Consider the following 20,272-nt stretch of genomic DNA (forward strand, 5'->3'; position numbering starts at 1 on the left):
ACTCGAGGCAGGAGTGGGGCGTTGGTCAGCCTCTCGTATTCGATACGCGAAGAATCCCGAACGACCGGAATTACTCACGGAGCGTCCCTGGGCGAAACCGTCCACGGACTGCTGGACGCAGCCGCCGCGGCGGCGCCGGACGCCCCGGCCATCCGCGACGGCGCGGGTGCCTGGACCTACCGGCAGCTCGACGAGTACAGCCAGGCCTTCGCCGCCTGGCTCGCCGGCCGCGGCATAGGCGTGGGCGATCCCGTCGTCCTGCAGCTGCCGACCAGCCGTGAGCTGGCGGCCATGTTCTACGGGGCCTCCCGGGCGGGAGCGGTGTTCGTACCGCTCAATCCCACGATGAAGCCCTACCACCTGCGCCAGGTCAGCGAGAACGCCGGGCCCAAGCTGGCCGTCGGCGACGCCGCGACCGCGGCGGGCCTGGGCGAGGCCGTCGGTGCGGTGCACCTGCTCGCCGACGTGTGGGCCGAGGTCGAGGAACTGCGCGCCCGCGGCGCCCGCACCACCTCCGAGGTACGCCCCGAAGACGTGGCGACCCTCATCTACACCTCCGGCAGCACGGCCGCCCCCAAGGGCGTCGTCTGCCCGCACGCCCAGGTCGCCTTCGCCTCCCGGGGCCTGGTGGAGGCGCTCGGGTACCGGTCGGACGACATCGTCTTCTGCCGCTTCCCGATGTCCTGGGACTACGGCCTCTACAAGGTCGTCATGACCTGCATCGCGCGCTGCGAGATCGTCCTCGCCGACCAGGACTCCGACCTCACGCTGGTGCGCCGGATGCGCGAGACCGGCGCGACGGTGGTCCCCATCGTCCCCTCCTTCGCCTCCATGATCGTCAGCCTGGCGAAGCGGGACACCGAGCCGCAGGCCCCGGTGCGGATGTTCACCAACACCGGCGCGGCGCTGCCGCCCGCCACCATCGACGCGCTGCGCGAGCACTTCCCCGGGGCCCGGGTGGTCCGCCAGTACGGCCAGACCGAGGCCAAGCGCATCACCGTCATGCCGCCCGAGGAGGACCGCGAGCGCCCCGGCGCCGTCGGCCTTCCCCTGCCCGGCACCCGCGTGCTGATCGTCGACGCGGACGGCAACGAGCTGCCCGCCGGCGAGGTCGGCGAGATCGTCGCCGTCGGCCCGCACGTGATGCCCGGCTACTGGAACAGCCCCGAGATCACCGCCAACACCTTCCGCACCGACCCCGCGAGCGGGCAGCGCAGCCTGCACACCGGGGACTACGGCAGCCTCGACGCCGACGGCTACCTGTACTTCGAAGGCCGCCGCGACGACATGTTCAAGCGCAAGGGGCTGCGGATGAGCACCCTCGAAATCGAGGGCGCCGCCATGGACATCCCCGGCGTCCGCGCCGCCGCCGCCCTGGCGCCAGGTGAGAAGCACGACCTCGCCCTCTTCGTGGAGAGCGACCTGACCCCCGCCGAGGTGCTCAAGGGCGTGGCCCAGCGCCTGGAGCCCGCCAAGGTCCCGGCGATCGTCCGCGTGCTGAGCGAGTTCCCGCTCACCCAGCACGGCAAGAACGCCCGCAAAGAGCTGGCCCTGCTGCTTGAGGGAAGTGGAAAATGAGTTCCCCGTCCATGGAGCCGACCGAGCTCGCCCGTCAGTACGGTACGCCCCTCTACGTGTACGACCTCGACCGCGCGCGCGCCGCCCGCCGGGACCTCTTCGGCTGGCTGCCCGAGGGCTTCGAGGTGTTCTACGCCTTCAAGGCCAACCCGCACGTCGACCTCGTCCGGGCGCTGCGCGACGGCGACGGCCCCGCCTGCAAGGCCGAGATCAGCTCCACCGGTGAGCTCGCCGCGGCCCTCGAAGCCGGCTACCCCGGCGCCGACATCCTGTACACCGGGCCCGGCAAGACTCCCGAGGAGCTGTCTGAGGCCATCGCGGCCGGCGTGCGCACCTTCTCCGCCGAGTCCCTGAGCGACCTGGTGCACATCGGCCGGGCCGCCCTCGCACAGGACACCGTCGCCGACTGCCTGCTGCGCATCAACAGCGCCTCGGCGAGTGCCACCACCAGCATCCGGATGACGGGTGCCCCCACCCAGTTCGGCATCGACAGCGAGACGGTGCCCGGCATCGCCGAGCAGCTGCGCTCGGTGCCCGGCACCCGCATCGCCGGACTCCACCTGTTCTCCCAGAGCAACGCCGCGGACGAGGAGTCCCTCATCGGCGAGCTCACCCACACCATCCGGGTGGCCGCCGCGATCCAGGACGACCTGGGCGTCCCGCTGCGCCTGCTCGACATCGGCGGCGGCTTCTCCGTCCCGTACGCGCAGCACGGCGAGCGGGACCGCTACCCCAAGCTCCGCACCGAGCTGGAGGCCTCCCTCGACGTCCACTTCCCGCAGTGGCGCGAGGGCGCACCGCGGCTCGCCGTCGAGTCCGGCCGCTACCTGTCCGGCGACAGCGGGACGCTCGTCGCCCGCGTCAGCAACGTCAAGATCAGCCGGGGCAAGAAGTTCGTCATCCTCGACGCCGGCATCAACACCTTCGGCGGGATGTCCGGCCTGGGCCGGCTGCTGCCCGTCTCCGTGCAGGTCGAGGCGGACGACGAGACCGAGAAGGCGAGCCTGGTGGGCCCGCTGTGCACCCCCGGCGACGTCCTCGGCCGGGGCATCGACCTGCCCCTGCTGGAGGAGGGCGACCTCGTCCGCATCCCCAACGCCGGCGCGTACGGGCCCACGTCGAGCCTCCTGATGTTCCTGGGGCGGCCGGCCCCGACCGAGGTCGCCGTGTCCGGCGGCAAGGTCGTCTCGGTCTCCCGCATCGAGCACGTACGCACGTACCGGACCGAGGAGGGCGATGATGCGTGACCTGCCTGCGAGAACCGCGGAGGGGTTCGTCGAACGGTCGAAGGGGACCGTGGTCGTCACCACCCTGGCCTCCGACTCCCACACCTGGAACCTCGTCTTCCTCCAGCTGCTCATCGAGGAGTGCGGGTACGACGTGGTCAACCTCGGCCCCTGCGTCCCCGATGAGCTGCTCGTCTCCGAGTGCCGCGACCGCAATCCCGAGATGATCGTGATCAGCAGCGTCAACGGGCACGGCTACCAGGACGGGATGCGGGTCATCGGCCGGCTCCGCGACTGCGGCCCGCTGGCCGCCACGCCGATCGTCATCGGCGGCAAGCTCGGCACCGACGGCGGCGAGGGCGCCAGCCGCACGACCGAGCTGATGGCCGCCGGTTTCGACGCCGTGTTCGAGGACGGCCAGGACCCGATCGCCGCGTTCCACGCCTTCCTCGCCACGCTGCCGCCCGCACCGCAGCGCGCGGTGGACCACGCCCGGGTCTCCGCATGAGCGGACTCGCCGCCGTCCGCGAAGGGCGGCCCGCCGGCCCGGCCCCCGTCGACTTCGGGGAGTTCGTCCGCAGGGAGGGTGGCAACGGCCGCCTCGTCGTCCAGCCCCGCATGGGCTTCGGGGACCCCGGCCGGATGCGCACCGGGCTCGTCGCCACCAAGGCCGCCGACGCCGCCACCGTCGGCACCCTCACGCTCGACAGCTACACCCGCGTCGGCAACCTGGAGGCCGTCGAGACCGCCCTGCGCGACGGCATCGACCTCAACGGCTACCCGGTCGTCAGCCATCCGGCGGCCACCACCGCCGCCGTCCTCGGCGGCGTCCGCGACGCCGGGTTCCCCGTCCAGGTCCGGCACGGCTCGGCCACGCCCATCGACATCTTCCGGGCGATGATGCGCCTCGACCTCAACGCCACCGAGGGCGGCCCGGTCTCGTACTGCCTTCCCTACGGGCGCACCCCGCTCGCGGACGCCATCCGCAACTGGGAGGACTGCTGCGAGCTGTACGTCCGCATGCAGGACGTCGGCATCGAGCCGCACCTGGAGACCTTCGGCGGCTGCATGATGGGCCAGCTGTGCCCGCCCAGCCAGCTCGTCGCCATCAGCTTCCTCGAAGCGATGTTCTTCGCCCAGCACGGCCTGCGCTCGATCTCGATGAGCTACGCGCAGCAGACCGACCCGGTCCAGGATCGGGAGGCGGTCACCGCGCTGCGCCGGCTCAGCGCCGAACTCCTGCCGGTCGACAACTGGCACGTGGTCATCTACGCCTACATGGGCGTCTACCCCGAGACCGACCACGGTGCGTACGGACTGCTCGCCAGCGCCGCCGAACTCGCCGTCAGCACGGGTGCGGAACGCCTCATCGTCAAGACCGCCGCGGAGGCCCGCCGCATCCCGACCGTCGCGGAGAACGTCCAGGCCCTCGAGTACGCCAGCCGGACCGCACTGCGCACCGGCCGCGGCCCCGACGACGCCTTCCTCGACTCCCCGACCTACCAGGAGGCGCGCGCCCTGGTGGACGCCGTCCTCAACCTCGACGACGACCTCGGGCGCGCCCTGCTCAAGGCGTTCCGGCACGGCTACCTCGACGTCCCGTACTGCGTGCACCCGGACAACGCGGGCCGCGCGCGCAGCTACATCGACTCCCGCGGCCGCCTCGCCTGGGCCGACACCGGCAAGCTCCCGCTGGCCGGGATCGCGGAGCGCGGCCCGTCCCGGAAGATCGGCTCGGCCGACCTGATGAACGACCTCTTCCATGTCCGGTGCAAGTTCGACGCAGGTCCCCGCGAGCTCGACCCCGTCACCGCGGAGCTGATCCGCGGACAGGCGGCGGTCGGGCCACGGACGAAGGAGTACACCGCATGACCACCATCCAGACCCCCGTGGAGACCGGCGCGTGGGTGCGCCGCTTCCACCCCGACGGCCAGGACGCCGCGCACCGGCTGATCTGCTTCCCGCACGCGGGCGGCTCGGCGTCGTTCTACTTCCCCGTCTCCCGCGCGCTGACCCCGGGCGTGGACGTCCTGGCGATCCAGTACCCGGGCCGCCAGGACCGCCGGCACGAGCCCTGCATCGACTCCATCGCCGGCCTGGCGGACGCCCTCGCCGAAGAGGTGCGGCCGTGGTGCGACCGGCCCGTCACCTTCTTCGGGCACAGCATGGGCGCGACCCTCGCGTTCGAGGTGGCCCGGCGGCTGGAGGCCGAGGGCATCGTCCTGCACGGACTGTTCGCCTCCGGCCGGCGGGCCCCGTCCACCGTGCGCGACGAGCGGGTGCACCTGCGCGACGACGACGGGCTGCTCGCGGACATCACCCGCCTCGCCGGCACCGACACCGCGGTGCTCGGCGACCCGGAGATCGTCCGCATGATCCTGCCGGCGATCCGCTCCGACTACCGGGCCGCCGAGACCTACCGGTACGCGCCCGGCCCGCAGCTGACCTGCCCGCTCTTCGTCCTGACCGGCGACAGCGACCCGCACGTGACGCCCGAGGAGGCGCGTGCCTGGGAGCAGCACACCACCGGCCCGTACGCGCTGCGCACGTACCCCGGAGGTCACTTCTACCTCAACTCCCAGGCGGGTGCCGTCCTGGGGGAGATCAGCGCGCACCTGGGCTGACCGGCCCCGGTCCGGGCACCGGCTCCCGCCGACTCCGGCGGGAGCCTTTCCCGTATCCCGGCCGGGGTGCGGGAAAACGGCCTGGTGACGCATAACATGTCACCTATGCGTGCGTGATACGCATAGGTGATCCGTGAATCCGTGAAGAGGACGAATGAAGGCGGGACGCTCCATGACCAGCAACGAGGGCAGCGGCCTGCCGGGCAGCATCGACGTGCTGTGGGAGCTGCGCAGCCGTGAACAGCGCGGAGCACGCGCGGGCCTGAGCGCGGCACGCATCGTCACGGCGGCGATCGAGTACGCGGACCAGTTCGGGCTGGGGTCCCTGTCGATGGCCCGGGTGGCCGAGCGGCTCGACTTCGCGACGATGTCCCTGTACCGGCACGTGTCGAGCAAGGACGAACTCCACTCGCTCATGGTCGACATGGCGTACGGCAAGCCGCCGCTGCTCGAAGGCAGCGACAAGGACTGGCGCGGCGGCCTGGAGCTGTGGGCCCGCGCGTTCCTGGAGATCTTCCGGCGTCACCCGTGGATGCTCCAAGTGCCGGTCAGCGGGCCGCCGCTGGAGCCGGGCCAGATGAGCTGGCTCGAATGCGGGCTGCGCACGCTCGGCCGCACGGGGCTCTCGCCGAACGAGAAGCTCTCGGTGATGCTGCTGATGGTCGGCTACGTGCGCAACAACGCGCAGGTGTCCATGCCGCTGACCAGCCAGGACGAGAGCGAGGAGGAGCTGATGGCCGCCTACGGCCGGGCCATGGACAAGTTCGTCGACGCCGAGACCTTCCCCGCGGTCCGCGAGCTGATCGAGGCGGGCACCTTCCAGGAGACGGACGACGACTTCACCTTCGGCCTGGAGCGGGTGCTCGACGGCATCGAGGTCCTGGTGCGCACGAAGGCCGGCGAGAACCCGCTGGGCTGACCCCGCCACTGCCGGTGCCGGCGGAGGCATCGCGTTCACGACGGGCAAGATCCGCGTTGTGCCCCCGCGGCCGAGAGGCGGCGGGGGCACACGTGTTCAGGAGGCGTAGCGGGTCACCTTCGTGACCTTGCACGTGATCTTGCTCTTGATCTGGTCGAGGCCCTGGGCGGTGTTCTGGGCGCTCTGACCGGGGGCAAGGTTGTTGGTCGCGGCGAGGGCGTCGCCGAGCCGGGTTCCGGATGCATCGACGAACTCGACCTGGACCATGTAGTTGCTGGTCTTCGACGACCTGTTGGTGATCGTCAGGCCCGCCTTGGCCCAGCCCAGGCTTGGGTCGACTTCGCACGTCTTGATCTGGACGTCGCCCTCGGCGCCGCCCGGAGGGGCTGCTTTCGCGACGGGTGAGGGCGCTGCCCCGACCCCGGCGGCAGCGGGCGGAGCCGCTTCCTTCTTGGGGTCGCTGCTGCCCGCGAGCCCCGCGACGGCTGAAATGACGACGAGGCCGACGATGCCTAGGCAAGAGAAGCCGACGATCTTGCCGGCGCCCACCTTCTTGGGAGGTGGCCCCTGGGGCGGCGTGGGCTGGGCGTATTGCTGGGACATGCGACTCCTACGGTATGTGTTCCTATGTGAACGACGTACCGGCGGCTCGGGCTCGGGCTGGGGGCCCGGTGTCGCAAATCCGTGACATCAGGTCTGGCGTTGCCGGCCCGCTGGCCCGCTGGCCCGGAACCGACGGGAACGCGACCCGGCGCTCCCTGTGAGGGCGTAAACGTGAGGGCGTAAACGCGTCCGCCCCGGCCACCTGGTGGTGGTCGGGGCGGACGTTTCTTTCCCGTGCCCTTCGGGCCTGTCGCGGATCAGTGATAGGCGACCGAAGAGTGCGGTGCGGCGGCGGGGGTGGAAGCCGCACCGGCGGTGGTCGGGACGTGCTGGGGCTCCTGCGACTGGGCGGCCTCGAGCGAGCCGGGCAGCGCCGCCTCGATCGGGGTCTTGCGGAGCAGGAGGGCGGCGATCAGGGCGGTGAGGAGCATGAGGCCGGCGCCGGCGAGCGTGGCCACCTGCAGGCCGTGGGTGAAGGCCTCCCGGCTCGCCTCGATGATCTGGCCGCCGATCTGCTGCGACTGGTGGGCGGCCACGTCGGCCGCACCACCGATGGTGCTGCGCAGCGAGTCGAGCGCCTCGCCCGTGACGCCGTCGGGGCTGACCTTGGTCATGTCGGCGCGGTAGATGTGGGAGCCGATGGAGCCGAGCGTGGCGAAGCCGAAGGCGATGCCGAACTCGGTGAAGGTCTCGGACGTCGCGACCGAGGAACCGGCCTCCTCCGGCGGGGCGGACGTGACCACGATCTCGGCCGCCAGGGTCTTGGCGGCGACCATGCCGCCGGCCAGCAGGCCGACGCCGACGAGGATGACCGCGATGCTGGAGTCCACCTCGACCATGGTCAGGACGCCGAAGCCGGCGGCCATGATGACCAGGGCGGAGCCGATGAGGACCGCGGGGCGGACCTTGCGGCCGAGCGAGGCGGCGAGGGCGACCGCGATACCGATGGCGGGCATCGGTGCCAGCGACCACAGCGAGGCCTTGAGCGCGGAGTAGCCGAGCACCAGCTGGAGGTACTGGTTCGTCAGGACGCTGCTGCCCATGAGGGCGAAGGCGACCATCAGGTTGACGATGACGGCGCCGCTGAAGCCGCCGCTGCGGAACAGCGAGATGTTGATCATCGGGTGGGCGGCCGTCTTCTGGCGGATCACGAAGGCGACGATCAGGACGGCGCCGGCCACGGCCCAGATGAGGGCGCTCTGGCTGTAGCCCTCGATGACGAGCTCCTTGAACCCGTAGATCAGCGTCATGACGCCGGCCAGGGAGAGCGCGGTGCTCAGCAGGTCGAGCTTGCCGCGGTTCGGGTCGCGGTAGTCGGGCAGGAGGAACGGGGCCGAGAGCAGGACCAGGACCATCACCGGGGTGTTGATCAGGAAGACCGAGCCCCACCAGAAGTTGTTCAGCAGGAGACCGCCGACGACGGGGCCGATGGCGGCACCCGAGGTGAGCGTGCCACCCCAGGCCGCGATGGCCGTCTTGCGCTCCTTGGCGTCGTGGAACATGTTGCGGATCAGCGCCAGCGACGTCGGCGTCAGGGTCGACGCGGCCAGGCCGAGCAGCGCCCGCGAGGCGATGAGCATCTCAGGGCTGGTGGAAAAGGCGGCGAGGGCCGAGGCCACGCCGAACAGGGCGGCACCGATCAGCAGCAGCTTGCGACGGCCGATGCGGTCGCCGAGCCAGCCGACGGTGACCAGGGTGCCGGCCAGGACGAAGCTGTAGATGTCCATGATCCACAGCAGCTGCGAGGCGGTGGGCGAGATGTCCTCGCTCAGTGGCGCGATCGCGAATCCCAGCACGGACACATCGACAGAGACCAGCAGGGTGACCAGAACGATCACTCCTAGGCCGATCCACTCCTTCGTTCCTGCTTTGGGCTTCAGTTCCGTCATGGCTATCGTCCATATCCTCTCGGCGTACGCGGCACGCAGAGCGTATCAGGTACGCACATGCGTGTCACGTACTCGTTGGGGGGTGGAGGGTGGGGTGGGGGGTTGCGCCGCGAGCGGTGGAAGCGGGAACGGGTCCTGCGTGGAGCGGCGGAAGACAGCGTGAGCGCCGTGGGGTGCGGTACCCCAGGCGCTCGATGGAACGGATATGAGTGAGATCCGGCACGGAAATCGGATCGCCGGTACGGAGTGCTAACGCCGGGTCTTTGCAAGACATTCTGTATCCCTGAAAGCAGCGTATTTCCGGTGGACGATTCGTCTGGCTCTCGTCAGAGTTTCCGCACTGAACGCTAACGGAGCCATTTGCCCCGGAGCCACCCCTAACCACCCCTAAGCCGACCCCTGGCATGCCCTTGCCGGCGTCAAGGGGTCCGGCCGGCGCCGGGGGCCCAACTCGGGCCGCTCCCCACCGGGGAGGGGTGGGACGGTCGTGATCCTAGGGGGCCCGGGGCCGCGCTCAGGGGTGGGCGGACCACCCGTCACCGAAGTAATTTTCGAGAGATCTCAGTCCGCTGCGAGTTTGTGAAACGTACGTGCCGGCTCGGCGCAGTATCGGAATTACTGCCCCCGAGCGCGCGGAAAACTCATCTCGCCCCGGCGTCGTCGAATGGCATAGGAGGGTGTGCTCGGTGAGCAACGAGGAGAAGCTTCTCGGGTATCTACGCCGGGCGACCACCGACTTGCGTGAAGCCCGTAAACGGCTCGCCGCGGCGGAGCGCAGGTCGTCGGGCGAACCGATCGCGGTCGTGGGCATGGCCTGCCGCTACCCGGGTGGGGTCACCTCCCCGGACGAGCTGTGGCAGCTCGTGGCCGAGGGCCGTGACGGCGTCTCCGCGTTCCCCGAGGACCGCGGCTGGAACACCGACGCCCTGTACGACCCCGAGCCGGGCAAGCCCGGGCGGACGATCACCCGCGAGGGCGGCTTCCTCTACGACGCCGGCGACTTCGACGCGGGCCTGTTCGGGATCTCCCCGCGCGAGGCCCTGGCGCTCGACCCCCAGCAGCGCCTGCTGCTGGAGACGTCCTGGGAGGCCATCGAGAACGCGGGCATCGCCCCGCACACCCTCCGCGGCACGAAGACCGGCGTCTTCGGCGGCGTGATGTACCACGACTACGCGCTGGGCACCGAAGCCGCGGCCACCACCGGCGGCAGCCTCGTCACCGGCCGCGTCGCGTTCAGCCTCGGCCTGGAGGGCCCGGCCGTCACCATCGACACGGCCTGCTCCTCGTCCCTCGTCGCCCTGCACCTCGCCGCACAGTCCCTGAACTCCGGCGAGTCCACACTCGCCCTGGCCGGCGGCGTCACCGTGATGACCGAGCCGGACATGTTCCTCTACTTCAGCCACCAGCGCGGCATGGCCGCCGACGGCCGCTGCAAGCCGTTCGCCTCGGACGCCGACGGCACCGGCTGCTCCGAGGGCGTCGGCGTCCTCGTCCTGGAACGGCTCTCCGACGCCCGCCGCAACGGCCACCGGGTCCTCGCCGTCATCAAGGGCTCCGCCGTCAACCAGGACGGCGCGTCCAGCTCCATGACCGCCCCCAACGGGCCCTCCCAGCAGCGCGTCATCCGCAGCGCCCTGGAGAACGCGAACCTGACGGTCGCGGACGTCGACGCCGTCGAGGCCCACGGCACCGGCACCCGCCTCGGCGACCCGATCGAGGCGCAGGCCCTGCTCGCCACGTACGGCCAGGGCCGCGACGAGGACAAGCCGCTCTGGCTCGGCTCCCTGAAGTCGAACCTCGCCCACACGCAGGCGGCGGCCGGCGTCGGCGGCGTCATCAAGATGGTCCAGGCGCTGCGCCACGGCGTCCTGCCCAGGACCCTGTACGCCGAGGACCCCACCCCGCACGTCGACTGGACCGCGGGCAACGTCAAACTGCTGACCGAGCCGGTCGCCTGGCCGGCGGGCGAGCGCCCGCGCCGGGCGGGCATCTCCTCCTTCGGCCTCAGCGGTACGAACGCGCACGTCATCGTCGAGGAGGCCCCGGCCGCCGAGACGGCGGAGGCCGAGGCCGAGCCCCGCGCACTGCCGCTGGTCCCCGTCGCCCTGTCGGGCCGTACGCCGAAGGCGCTGGCCGAGCAGGCCGGGCGGCTGCACGCGCACGTCACCGGGCACCCCGATGTGTCCCTCACCGACCTCGGGTTCTCCGCGGCCACCACCCGCACCCCGCACGAGCACCGGGCCGTCGTCGTCGGCGCCGACCGCGAGGAACTCCTCGCCGGCCTCGCCGCCCTCGCCGAGGGCACGGCCACGGGCGCGGTGCAGGGCGTCGTACGGGAGGGCCGCTCGGCGTTCCTGTTCACGGGCCAGGGGGCGCAGCGCCCGGGCATGGGCCGTGAACTGCACGCCGCGTTCCCGGTGTTCGCGGACGCTCTGGATGCGGTGGTCGCTGCGCTGGACGTGCACCTCGACAGGCCGTTGTACGAGGTGATGTGGGGTGAGTCCGCCGAGGACGAGGCGCTGCTGAACAGCACCGCCTACACGCAGCCCGCCCTGTTCGCGATCGAGACGGCTCTGTTCCGGCTCGTCGAGTCGTGGGGTGTGCGGCCGGACTTCCTGGCCGGTCACTCCATCGGCGAGATCACCGCGGCCCATGTAGCCGGGGTGCTGTCGCTGGAGGACGCGGCCCGTCTGGTGGCCGCCCGTGGCCGCCTGATGCAGGCGCTGCCCGCGGGCGGTGCGATGGCCGCGATCGAGGCGACGGAGGAGGAGATCCTCCCGCTCCTGAGCGACACGGTCGGGATCGCGGCGATCAACAGCCCCCGTTCGATCGTGGTCTCGGGTATCGAGGAGGCCGTCAACGCCATCCAGGCGCAGTTCACGGAGCAGGGCCGCAAGACGACCCGGCTGCGCGTCTCGCACGCCTTCCACTCACCGCTGATGGACCCGGTCCTGGCCGAGTTCCGGGCCGTCGCCGAATCCGTGACGTACGCCCCCGCGCAGATCCCGGTCGTCGCCGGGGTCCACGGCGAGATCAGCGAGGACTGGGGCACCCCGGAGTACTGGACCCGCCACCTGCGCGAAGCCGTCCGCTTCTCCGACACCGTCCAGCACCTCGCCGCCAAGGGCGTCCAGACCTTCCTGGAGCTCGGCCCCGACGCCGTCCTGACCGCCCTCACCCGCACCACCCTCGACGGCGGCGACGCCGTGGCCGAGCCCGCCGTCCGCAAGAACCGCCCCGAGGCCCGCACCCTCCTGACGGCGCTCGCCCGGCTCCACACCACCGGCACCCCCGTCGACTGGGCCGCCTTCCACGCCGGTACCGGTGCGCAGGTGGTCGCGCTGCCGACGTACGCCTTCCAGCGCGAGCGGTACTGGATGACCGCCGAGCTCGCGGGCGGCGGCGACGCCTCCGCCCTCGGCCTCGCACCCGCCGACCACCCGCTGCTCGGCGCGGTCATCACCTCCCCCGACACGGACGGGGTGACCTTCAGCGGCCGGCTCGCCGTCGACGCCCAGCCCTGGCTGGCCGACCACGACGTCCTCGGCGCCGTGCTGCTGCCCGGCACCGGTTTCGTCGAACTCGCCCTGCACGCCGGTGAGCAGGTCGGCCACACCACCCTGGAAGAGCTCATCCTCCAGGCCCCGCTCGTGCTGCCCGAGCACGGCGGCGTCGCCCTCCAGGTCTCCGTCTCCGGCGCCGACGAGCTGGGCCGCCGGACCGTGCTCATCCACTCCCGCCCCCAGGACGCCACTCCCGAAACCCCCTGGCTGCTGCACGCCCAGGGCCTCCTGGGCACCGCGCCCGTGGCCCCCGGCGCCGACCTCACCGCGTGGCCGCCCGCCGATGCCGCCGAGGTGCCCCTGGACGACGCGTACGCACTGCTCCAGGAGCGCGGCTACCACTACGGGCCGGTGTTCCAGGGCCTCCAGGCCGCCTGGCGCCAGGGCGACACCGTCTTCGCCGAGGTCGAACTGCCCGAGCAGGCGCACGAGGACGCCGCCCGCTTCGGCGTCCACCCCGCCCTCCTCGACGCGGCCCTGCACGGCTCGCTGCTCGACGACGGCTCCGGCGACACCACCGGCGGCTCCGCCGGTTCCGGTGTGCTGCTGCCGTTCGCCTGGAAGGGCGTCCGCTTCCACGCCGTCGGCGCGACCCGGCTGCGGGTGCGGATCGCCCCCAGTGGCCCCGACGCCATCACCCTCGACGGCGCCGACGCGGAGGGCCTGCCGGTCTTCTCCGTCGAATCGCTCGTCTCGCGGGCCGGCGCCGCCGCCGACGCCGCGGGTCAGGCCGCCCCGGGCGGGTCGCTGTTCGCCGTCGAACTGCAGCCGCTCGCCGCTGCCGCCGCTCCCGCCCCGCTGACCTGGGGCCGTTGGGAGGCGGACGACCGGACCGGGCCCGCGCAGGACGTACTGGTCCTCGACGACTTCGACGACCTCGGCGACCACGACGACCTCGGCGCCGCCGCGGCGGGGGGCACCGCCGCCCGCGTGCACGCGGCCACCGCCCGGGCCCTGGCCCGCGTACAGGAGTGGCTCGCCGACGAGCGGTTCGCCGAGTCCCGCCTGCTCGTGGTCACCCGCGGCGCCGTCGCCGCGCCCGGCGAGGGCGTCACCGACCTGGCCGGCGCTGCGGTCCGCGGCCTGATGCGCTCCGCCCAGGCCGAGAACCCCGGCCGGATCGTGCTCGCCGACCTCGAACCCGGCTCCACGGGGCTCACGGTGGACCCCGCCGTGCTCCTGGCCGCGGCCGAGCCCGAGATCGTCGTACGGGGCGGTGCGCTGTCCGCGCCGCGCCTGGTCCGCGCGACCTCCTCCGCCACGGCGGACGAAACGGTTCGCTTCGACGGCCCGGGCGCCGTCCTGCTCGCCGGCGGCACCGGCACGCTCGGCCGCCTGGTCGCCCGCCACCTCGTGACCGAGCACGGCGTGCGCGAACTCCTGCTGGCCGGCCGCCGCGGTCCCGAGGCCCCCGGCGCCGCCGAGCTGCACGCCGAACTCACCGCCCTGGGCGCCGAGGTCACCCTCGCCGCCTGCGACCTCGCCGACCCGGAGCAGGCACGCGACCTGCTCGCCCGGCACCCCGTGTCCGCGGTGATCCACCTCGCCGGCGTCCTCGGCGACGTCACCATCGGCTCGCTCACCCCCGAACTGCTCGCCGGGGCGCTGCGCCCCAAGGTCGACGCCGCGTGGAACCTCCACGAGCTGACCCGGGACCGGGACCTGACCGCCTTCGTGCTGTTCTCCTCGGTCGCCGGCGTCCTCGGCAACCCGGGCCAGGGCAACTACGCCGCCGGCAACGCCTTCCTCGACGCCCTCGCCGCCCACCGCCGCGCCGAGGGGCTGCCCGGCCAGTCGCTCGCCTGGGGCCTGTGGGCCACCGAGGGCGACGGCGGCTCCGTCAGCGGCGACGGCATGGCGGAGGAGCTGAACAGCACCGACCTCCAGCGCATGCGCCGCTCCGGCATCGGCGCGCTGTCCGCCACCGACGGCCTGGCCCTGTTCGAGGCCGCCACCACCGCGGCCGACTCCGTCCTGCTGCCGCTCGCCCTGGACCTCGCCGCCCTGCGCGCCGCCGACGACCTGCCCGCCCAGTTCTGCGCGCTGGTCCGCCGGCGCGCCCGTACCGCGGGCCGTACCGTCGCCCGCGCCGCCACGCAGGGCGGGCAGCTCGCCGCGCTGCCGGACAAGGAGCGCCGCCGCGCCCTGCTGGACCTCGTACGCGGCCAGGTGGCCTCGATCCTGGGGCACTCCTCCACGGCCGAGGTCGGGCCCGACCGGGCCTTCAACGAGCTCGGCTTCGACTCGCTGACCGCACTGGAACTGCGCAACCAGCTCACCACCGCGACCGGGCTGCGGCTGACCCCGACGCTCGTCTTCGACCACCCGAACGCCCAGGCCGTCGCCGAGCACCTCGACACGCTGCTCGCCGGCTCCGCCGCCACCGCCACGGCCACGGCCGCCGCCACAGCGGGCCCGGCGGCCGGTGACGACGACCCGATCGTGATCGTCGGCATGGCCTGCCGCTACCCGGGCGGCGTCCGATCCCCCGAGGAGCTGTGGAGCCTCGTCGAGGACGAGGTCGACGCGATCACCGAGTTCCCCGTCAACCGCGGCTGGGACATCGACGGGCTGTACGACCCCGAACCGGGCACCCCCGGCAAGGTGTACGTGCGCCACGGCGGCTTCCTGCACGACGCCGACGAGTTCGACCCCGCCTTCTTCGGGATGAGCCCCAACGACGCGCTGACCACGGACCCGCAGCACCGGCTGCTGCTGGAGGTCGCGTACGAGGCGCTGGAGCGCGCGGCGATCGACCAGGCCTCGCTGAAGGGCACGTCGACCGGTGTGTTCGCCGGGATCATGTACCACGACTACACCGGCAACAGCGCCGCCGGCTCGCTCGGCTCGGGCCGCGTCTCCTACACGTTCGGCCTCGAAGGCCCGTCCGTGACGGTGGACACCGCCTGCTCGTCCTCGCTGGTCGCCCTGCACCTCGCGGCGCAGGCCCTGCGGTCGGGCGAGTGCCCGCTGGCCCTGGTCGGCGGCGTGACCGTGATGTCCTCCACGGAGACCTTCGTGGAGTTCTCCCGGCAGCGCGGCCTGTCCAAGGACGGCCGGTGCAAGTCGTTCTCCGCCGCGGCGGACGGCGCCGCGTGGTCCGAGGGCGTCGGCGTCCTCGTGATCGAGCGGCTGTCGGACGCGCGGCGCAACGGGCACCAGGTACTGGCCGTGCTGCGCGGCAGCGCCGTCAACCAGGACGGCGCCAGCAACGGCCTGATGGCGCCGAACGGCCCCTCCCAGCAGCGGGTCATCCGCCAGGCCCTGGCCAACGCGGGCCTGTCCACCGCCGACGTCGACCTCGTCGAGGCGCACGGCACGGGCACCACCCTCGGGGACCCGATCGAGGCCCAGGCGCTGCTCGCCACGTACGGACAGGACCGCGGCGACGCCGAGCCGCTGTGGCTGGGGTCCATCAAGTCGAACATCGGGCACACCCAGGCAGCCGCGGGCGTCGCCGGCGTCATCAAGGTGGTGCAGGCGCTGCGGACCGGCATCATGCCGAAGTCGCTCCACCTGGACGCGCCGTCGGCCCAGGTCGACTGGGAGGCGGGCGCCGTCCGCCTCCTCGACGAGGCCCGCAAGTGGCCCGAGTCGGACCGCCCGCGCCGGGCCGGCGTCTCCTCCTTCGGCATCAGCGGCACCAATGCCCACGTCATCCTGGAGGCCCCGGCCCTCCCGCAGCCGCCTTCCGCGGCTGCCCCGGGCTCCCCGGCCGCCGCCGGCGGCGTCGGCACGTCGGCTGCGCCGAGCGCCTCGGGTGGCCCCGCCGCGGCGGACGGCCCGGCCGCATCGGCCGGGGCGGCAGGTGCCGCCGCGCGGGTCGTGCCGTGGGTTCTGTCCGCCCGGGACCCGGAGGGCCTCGTGCGGCAGGCCGGGCGGCTGCTGGGCCACCTGGACACGCTGCCCGCGGCGCAGCCGCGTGACGTCGGGTTCTCCCTGGCGACCACGCGGGCGCCCATGGAACACCGGGCCGCGCTGATCGCGGGCGACCCCGCGCAGGCCCGCCAGGCACTGGCCGCGCTCGCGTCCGGCGCCCCGGCCGCCGTGCCCGCCGTCCGGGCCGCCACCGGCGGACTCACCGCCTTCCTGTTCTCCGGCCAGGGCGCGCAGCGCCCCGGCATGGGGCGCGAACTGCACGCCGCCTTCCCGGTGTTCGCCGAGGCCTTCGACGCCGCCCTCGCCGAGCTCGACCGGCACCTGGACCGGCCCCTGCGCGAGGTCGTCTGGGGCGAGGACGCGACCGAACTCAGCCGAACCGTCCACACCCAGACCGGACTGTTCGCCTTCGAGACCGCCCTGTTCCGGCTGCTGGAGTCCTGGGGGATCCGCCCGGACTTCCTCGCCGGCCACTCCATCGGCGAGATCGTCGCCGCCCACGTCTCCGGCGTGCTCTCGCTGGCCGACGCGGCCAAGCTGGTCGCCGCCCGCGGCCGGCTGATGCAGGCCCTGCCCGAGGGCGGAGCCATGCTGGCCGTCCAGGCCTCCGAGGACGAGGTGCTGCCGCTGCTGACCGACGCCGTGAGCATCGGCGCGGTCAACGGACCGCAGTCCGTGGTGGTCTCGGGAGCCGAGGGCGAAGTCGAGGCGATCCGGGAGCACTTCACGGCCCTGGGCCGCAAGACCTCCCGGCTGCGCGTCTCGCACGCCTTCCACTCGCCGCTGATGGACCCGATGCTCGCCGAGTTCGGCGCCGTCGCGGACGCGCTCTCCCCGGCGGAGCCCCGCATCCCGCTCGTCTCGAACGTGACCGGCCGGATCATGACCGCCCAGGAGATCGCCGACCCGCAGTACTGGGTCCGGCACGTCCGCCGGGCCGTCCGCTTCGGCGACGGCGTACGGGCCCTCGCCGAGGCCGGAGCCACCGCCTTCGTCGAGGTCGGCCCCGACGCCGTCCTCGCCGGCCTCGGCCCCGCCTGCCTCACCGACACCGACACCGACACCGACGCCGGCACAGGCACAGGCACCGGCACCGGCAGCACCCCGGTGTTCCTGGCCCTGTCACGGCGCGAACGCGACGAGGAGCACACCCTCGTGGCCGCCGTCGCGCAGGCCCACACCCACGGCGTCGACGTCGACTGGCGCGCCTTCTTCGCCGGCAGCGGCGCGCAGCGCATCGAACTGCCGACGTACGCCTTCCGCCGCGACCGCTTCTGGGCGCTCGACGAGCGCCGCGGCGGGGACGCCGGCTCGCTCGGCCTCGACGCCGTGGACCACCCGCTGCTGAGCGCGGTCGTCCCCGCGCCCGGCACCGGCGGTGCCACCTTCACCGGCCGCCCGGCCCGCACCGCCCAGCCCTGGCTGGAGGACCACGACCTGCTCGGCACGGTCGTCCTCCCGGCCACCGGCTTCGTGGAGCTGGCCCTGCGCGCCGGCGCCGAGTTCGGCTGCGACCGGCTGGCCGGCCTGACCCTGCACGCCCCGCTGCCGCTGCCCGAGCAGGGCGGCGTCCCCCTCCACGTGGTGGTGGGCGCCCCCGGCGAGGACGGCCTGCGCACGGTGAGCGTGCACTCCCGCGCCGAGGACCCCGACGGCGACGCGGACTCCGGCTGGAGCCTGCACGCCGAAGGCACCCTCGCCACCGCCGCCGCGTCCGCCCCCGCCGACCTGTCGGCGTGGCCGCCCCCGGGCGCCGCGCCCGTCGCCGTGGCCGACGCGTACGAGCGGCTGCTCGCCGGCGGATACGGGTACGGCCCCGTCTTCCAGGGCCTCCAGGCGGCCTGGCGGCGCGGCGACGAACTGTTCGCCGAGATCGCCCTGCCCGCCGGAGCGGGCTCCGGCGAGGCCGCGGCCGACCGGTTCACCGTCCACCCCGCCCTGCTCGACGCGGCCCTGCACCTCGACCGCCTCGACCGCCTCGACCGGCTCGACACCGGGGCTCCGGCCCCGCTCGCCACCGCCTCCTGGACCGGCCTCCAGGTGCACCGGACCGGCGCCGCCGCCCTCCGCGTCCGCATCACCCGCGACGCACAGGACGCGCTCGCCCTCGAAGCGGCCGACGAGGAGGGCCGTCCCGTCCTGTCGGCGGCCGCGGTCACCCAGCGGACCGTCCAGGCGCAGGAGCTGCGCACCGGCGAACAGCCCGGCGCCCTCTACCGGCTGACCTGGGCCCAGGCCCCCGCCGGCTCCGTGGTGCAGGACGCGCCCGTCCTCTTCGAATGCCCCGTTCCCGAAGGGGCCGCCGACACCGACGCGGCCGCCCGCGCCCGCACGGTGGCCGCGGCCACGCTCGCCCGGCTCGCGCAGTGGCTCGACGAGGAGCGGACCGCGCCCCTGACCGTCGTCACCCGCGGCGCCGTCGCCGTCCGCGAGGACGAGGGCGCCGACCTCGCCCAGGCCCCGGTCTGGGGACTGGTACGGGCCGCCCAGAGCGAGCACCCGGGCCGGTTCGTGCTGGCCGACCTCGACGACACCGAGGCCTCCCGGCAGGCGCTGCCCGCCGCGCTCGGCTCCGGACTGACCGAGTTCGCGATCCGGGCCGGCACCGTCCTCGTACCGCGGCTGGTCAAGGCCGCCGTCCCGGACGCGGACCGGCCGTCCCTGGCGTCCGGCACGGTCCTGGTCACCGGCGCCTGGTCCGCCGCCGGCGCGGCCGTGGCCCGCCGCCTGGTGACCGAGTACGGCGCCACCCGCCTGCTGCTCACCCGTACGGACGGCGCCGCCGCACCCGACGGCCTCGCCGGTCTCGCCGCCGACACGGTGGTGGCCGACTGCGACCCCGCCGACCGCACCGCGCTCGCCGCGCTGCTGGCCGGCATACCCGCCGAGCACCCGCTCGTCGCGGTCGTGCACGCCGACCTCCCGGCCGGCACCGCCCGCATCGACGCGCAGGCCCGGGCCGGACTCGACACCGACCTGCGGCGCAGCGCCGACACGGCCTGGAACCTGCACGAGCTCACCCGCGGCGACCGCCTCGCGGCCTTCCTGCTGGTGTCCTCCTCCGCCGGGCTGATGCACGGCGCCGGACAGGGCCCCCTGGCCGCCGCGGCCGGCTTCCTCAGCGCGCTCGCCCGGCACCGCCACGGCCTCGGACTCGCCGCGACCGCCCTGGCCTTCGGGCCGTGGGAGGCCGCAGGCGGGACCGCGGAGCAGCACGCCCTGGCGGCCTCTCTGGGCCTGCCCGCCCTCGGCGCCGACCGCGGACTGGAGCTGCTCGACGAGGCGCTGCGCACCGCCGAGGCGGACCTGACCGCCCTCGACCCCGACCGCGGCACCCTCCGCTCGGCCACCGGCCGCGTACCGGCCGTCCTGGCCGGCTTCGTACGGACCCCCGCCGGCCGGCCGGGCCGCGGCGGCGCCGACGAGGCCGACCAGCTGCGGCGGCGCCTGACCGGACTGGACCCGCAGGAGCGGGAGCGGGTGCTGCTGGAGGTGGTGCGCTCCCACGTCGCCGGGCTGCTCGGCCACGCCTCGGCCGACGCCGTGGCCGCCGACCAGTCTTTCCAGGAGCTCGGCTTCGACTCGCTGGCCGTGGTCGAACTGCGCAGCCGGCTGGGCACGGCCACCGGTCTCGCCCTCCCGGCGAGCCTGGCCTTCGACTTCCCGACGTCACGGGCCGTGGCGGGCTACCTGGCCGCCGCCGTACAGCCCGACGGCGACGACGGGACGCAGGCCGTGGCCGAGGCCCTGGACCAGCTGGACGCGGCCCTCGCGGCCGTCGCAGGGGACGCCGCCGATCCCACCCGGATCACCGCACGGCTCGAAGCGGTGCTGCGCCGCTGGCAGGACACCCGCACCACCGAACCGACCGGCCCGGAGCAGGACTTCGAGGCGGTCACCGACGACGAACTGTTCGAGGCACTGGACCGGGAGCTCGGGCTCTGACCCTGAGAGACCCCGACCGGCACGGACCACAGTTGGCTTCAGATTG

8 protein-coding genes and 1 pseudogene are annotated in these 20,272 nt (G+C 73.5%); 7 read left to right on the forward strand and 2 right to left on the reverse strand.

What is annotated here, in order from left to right:
• The first annotated feature begins 87 nt into the window (after positions 1–87).
• The 6 genes from ACIPK4_RS26320 (at position 88) to ACIPK4_RS26345 (ending at position 6,347) form a co-directional block, all read left to right on the forward strand.
• A complete protein-coding gene (locus tag ACIPK4_RS26320) occupies positions 88–1,578 on the forward strand; it encodes an AMP-binding protein (RefSeq protein ID WP_402316876.1) in 1,491 nt (496 codons plus the stop codon).
• Positions 1,575–2,825, forward strand: a complete 1,251-nt coding sequence (locus tag ACIPK4_RS26325) for a type III PLP-dependent enzyme (RefSeq protein WP_402316577.1) — start codon at positions 1,575–1,577, stop codon at positions 2,823–2,825. The genes ACIPK4_RS26320 and ACIPK4_RS26325 overlap by 4 nt, the downstream gene beginning before the upstream one ends.
• Positions 2,818–3,312, forward strand: coding sequence for a cobalamin B12-binding domain-containing protein (locus ACIPK4_RS26330; protein WP_402316579.1), 495 nt, complete (start codon positions 2,818–2,820; stop codon positions 3,310–3,312). The genes ACIPK4_RS26325 and ACIPK4_RS26330 overlap by 8 nt, the downstream gene beginning before the upstream one ends.
• Entirely contained in the window at positions 3,309–4,676 is a 1,368-nt protein-coding gene (locus ACIPK4_RS26335; protein ID WP_402316582.1) for a methylaspartate mutase, read from the forward strand. The genes ACIPK4_RS26330 and ACIPK4_RS26335 overlap by 4 nt, the downstream gene beginning before the upstream one ends.
• Positions 4,673–5,428: a thioesterase II family protein gene (locus tag ACIPK4_RS26340; RefSeq protein WP_402316583.1), complete on the forward strand. Its 756-nt coding sequence runs from the start codon at positions 4,673–4,675 to the stop codon at positions 5,426–5,428. Before ACIPK4_RS26335 ends, ACIPK4_RS26340 begins: the two co-directional genes overlap by 4 nt.
• A 172-nt stretch (positions 5,429–5,600) precedes the next feature.
• Entirely contained in the window at positions 5,601–6,347 is a 747-nt protein-coding gene (locus ACIPK4_RS26345) for a TetR/AcrR family transcriptional regulator (protein ID WP_402316586.1), read from the forward strand.
• Between the two features lie 96 nt (positions 6,348–6,443).
• Here the strand turns inward: ACIPK4_RS26345 and ACIPK4_RS26350 are convergent, their stop codons facing one another.
• Both ACIPK4_RS26350 and ACIPK4_RS26355 read right to left on the reverse strand, forming a co-directional pair.
• Entirely contained in the window at positions 6,444–6,950 is a 507-nt protein-coding gene (locus ACIPK4_RS26350; protein ID WP_402316588.1) for an FxLYD domain-containing protein, read from the reverse strand.
• Positions 6,951–7,207: 257 nt separating this feature from the next.
• On the reverse strand, positions 7,208–8,839 hold the full coding sequence (locus ACIPK4_RS26355; RefSeq protein ID WP_054227090.1) for an MFS transporter: 1,632 nt from the start codon (positions 8,837–8,839) through the stop codon (positions 7,208–7,210).
• Positions 8,840–9,525: 686 nt separating this feature from the next.
• On the opposite strand from ACIPK4_RS26355, the pseudogene ACIPK4_RS26360 reads away from it, so the two are divergent.
• Positions 9,526–20,226: pseudogene (locus tag ACIPK4_RS26360) on the forward strand (beta-ketoacyl synthase N-terminal-like domain-containing protein); the annotation flags it as partial.
• Positions 20,227–20,272: the final 46 nt, after the last annotated feature.

The organism is Streptomyces sp. NPDC086989, assembly GCF_044745505.1.
Classification (GTDB): domain Bacteria; phylum Actinomycetota; class Actinomycetes; order Streptomycetales; family Streptomycetaceae; genus Streptomyces.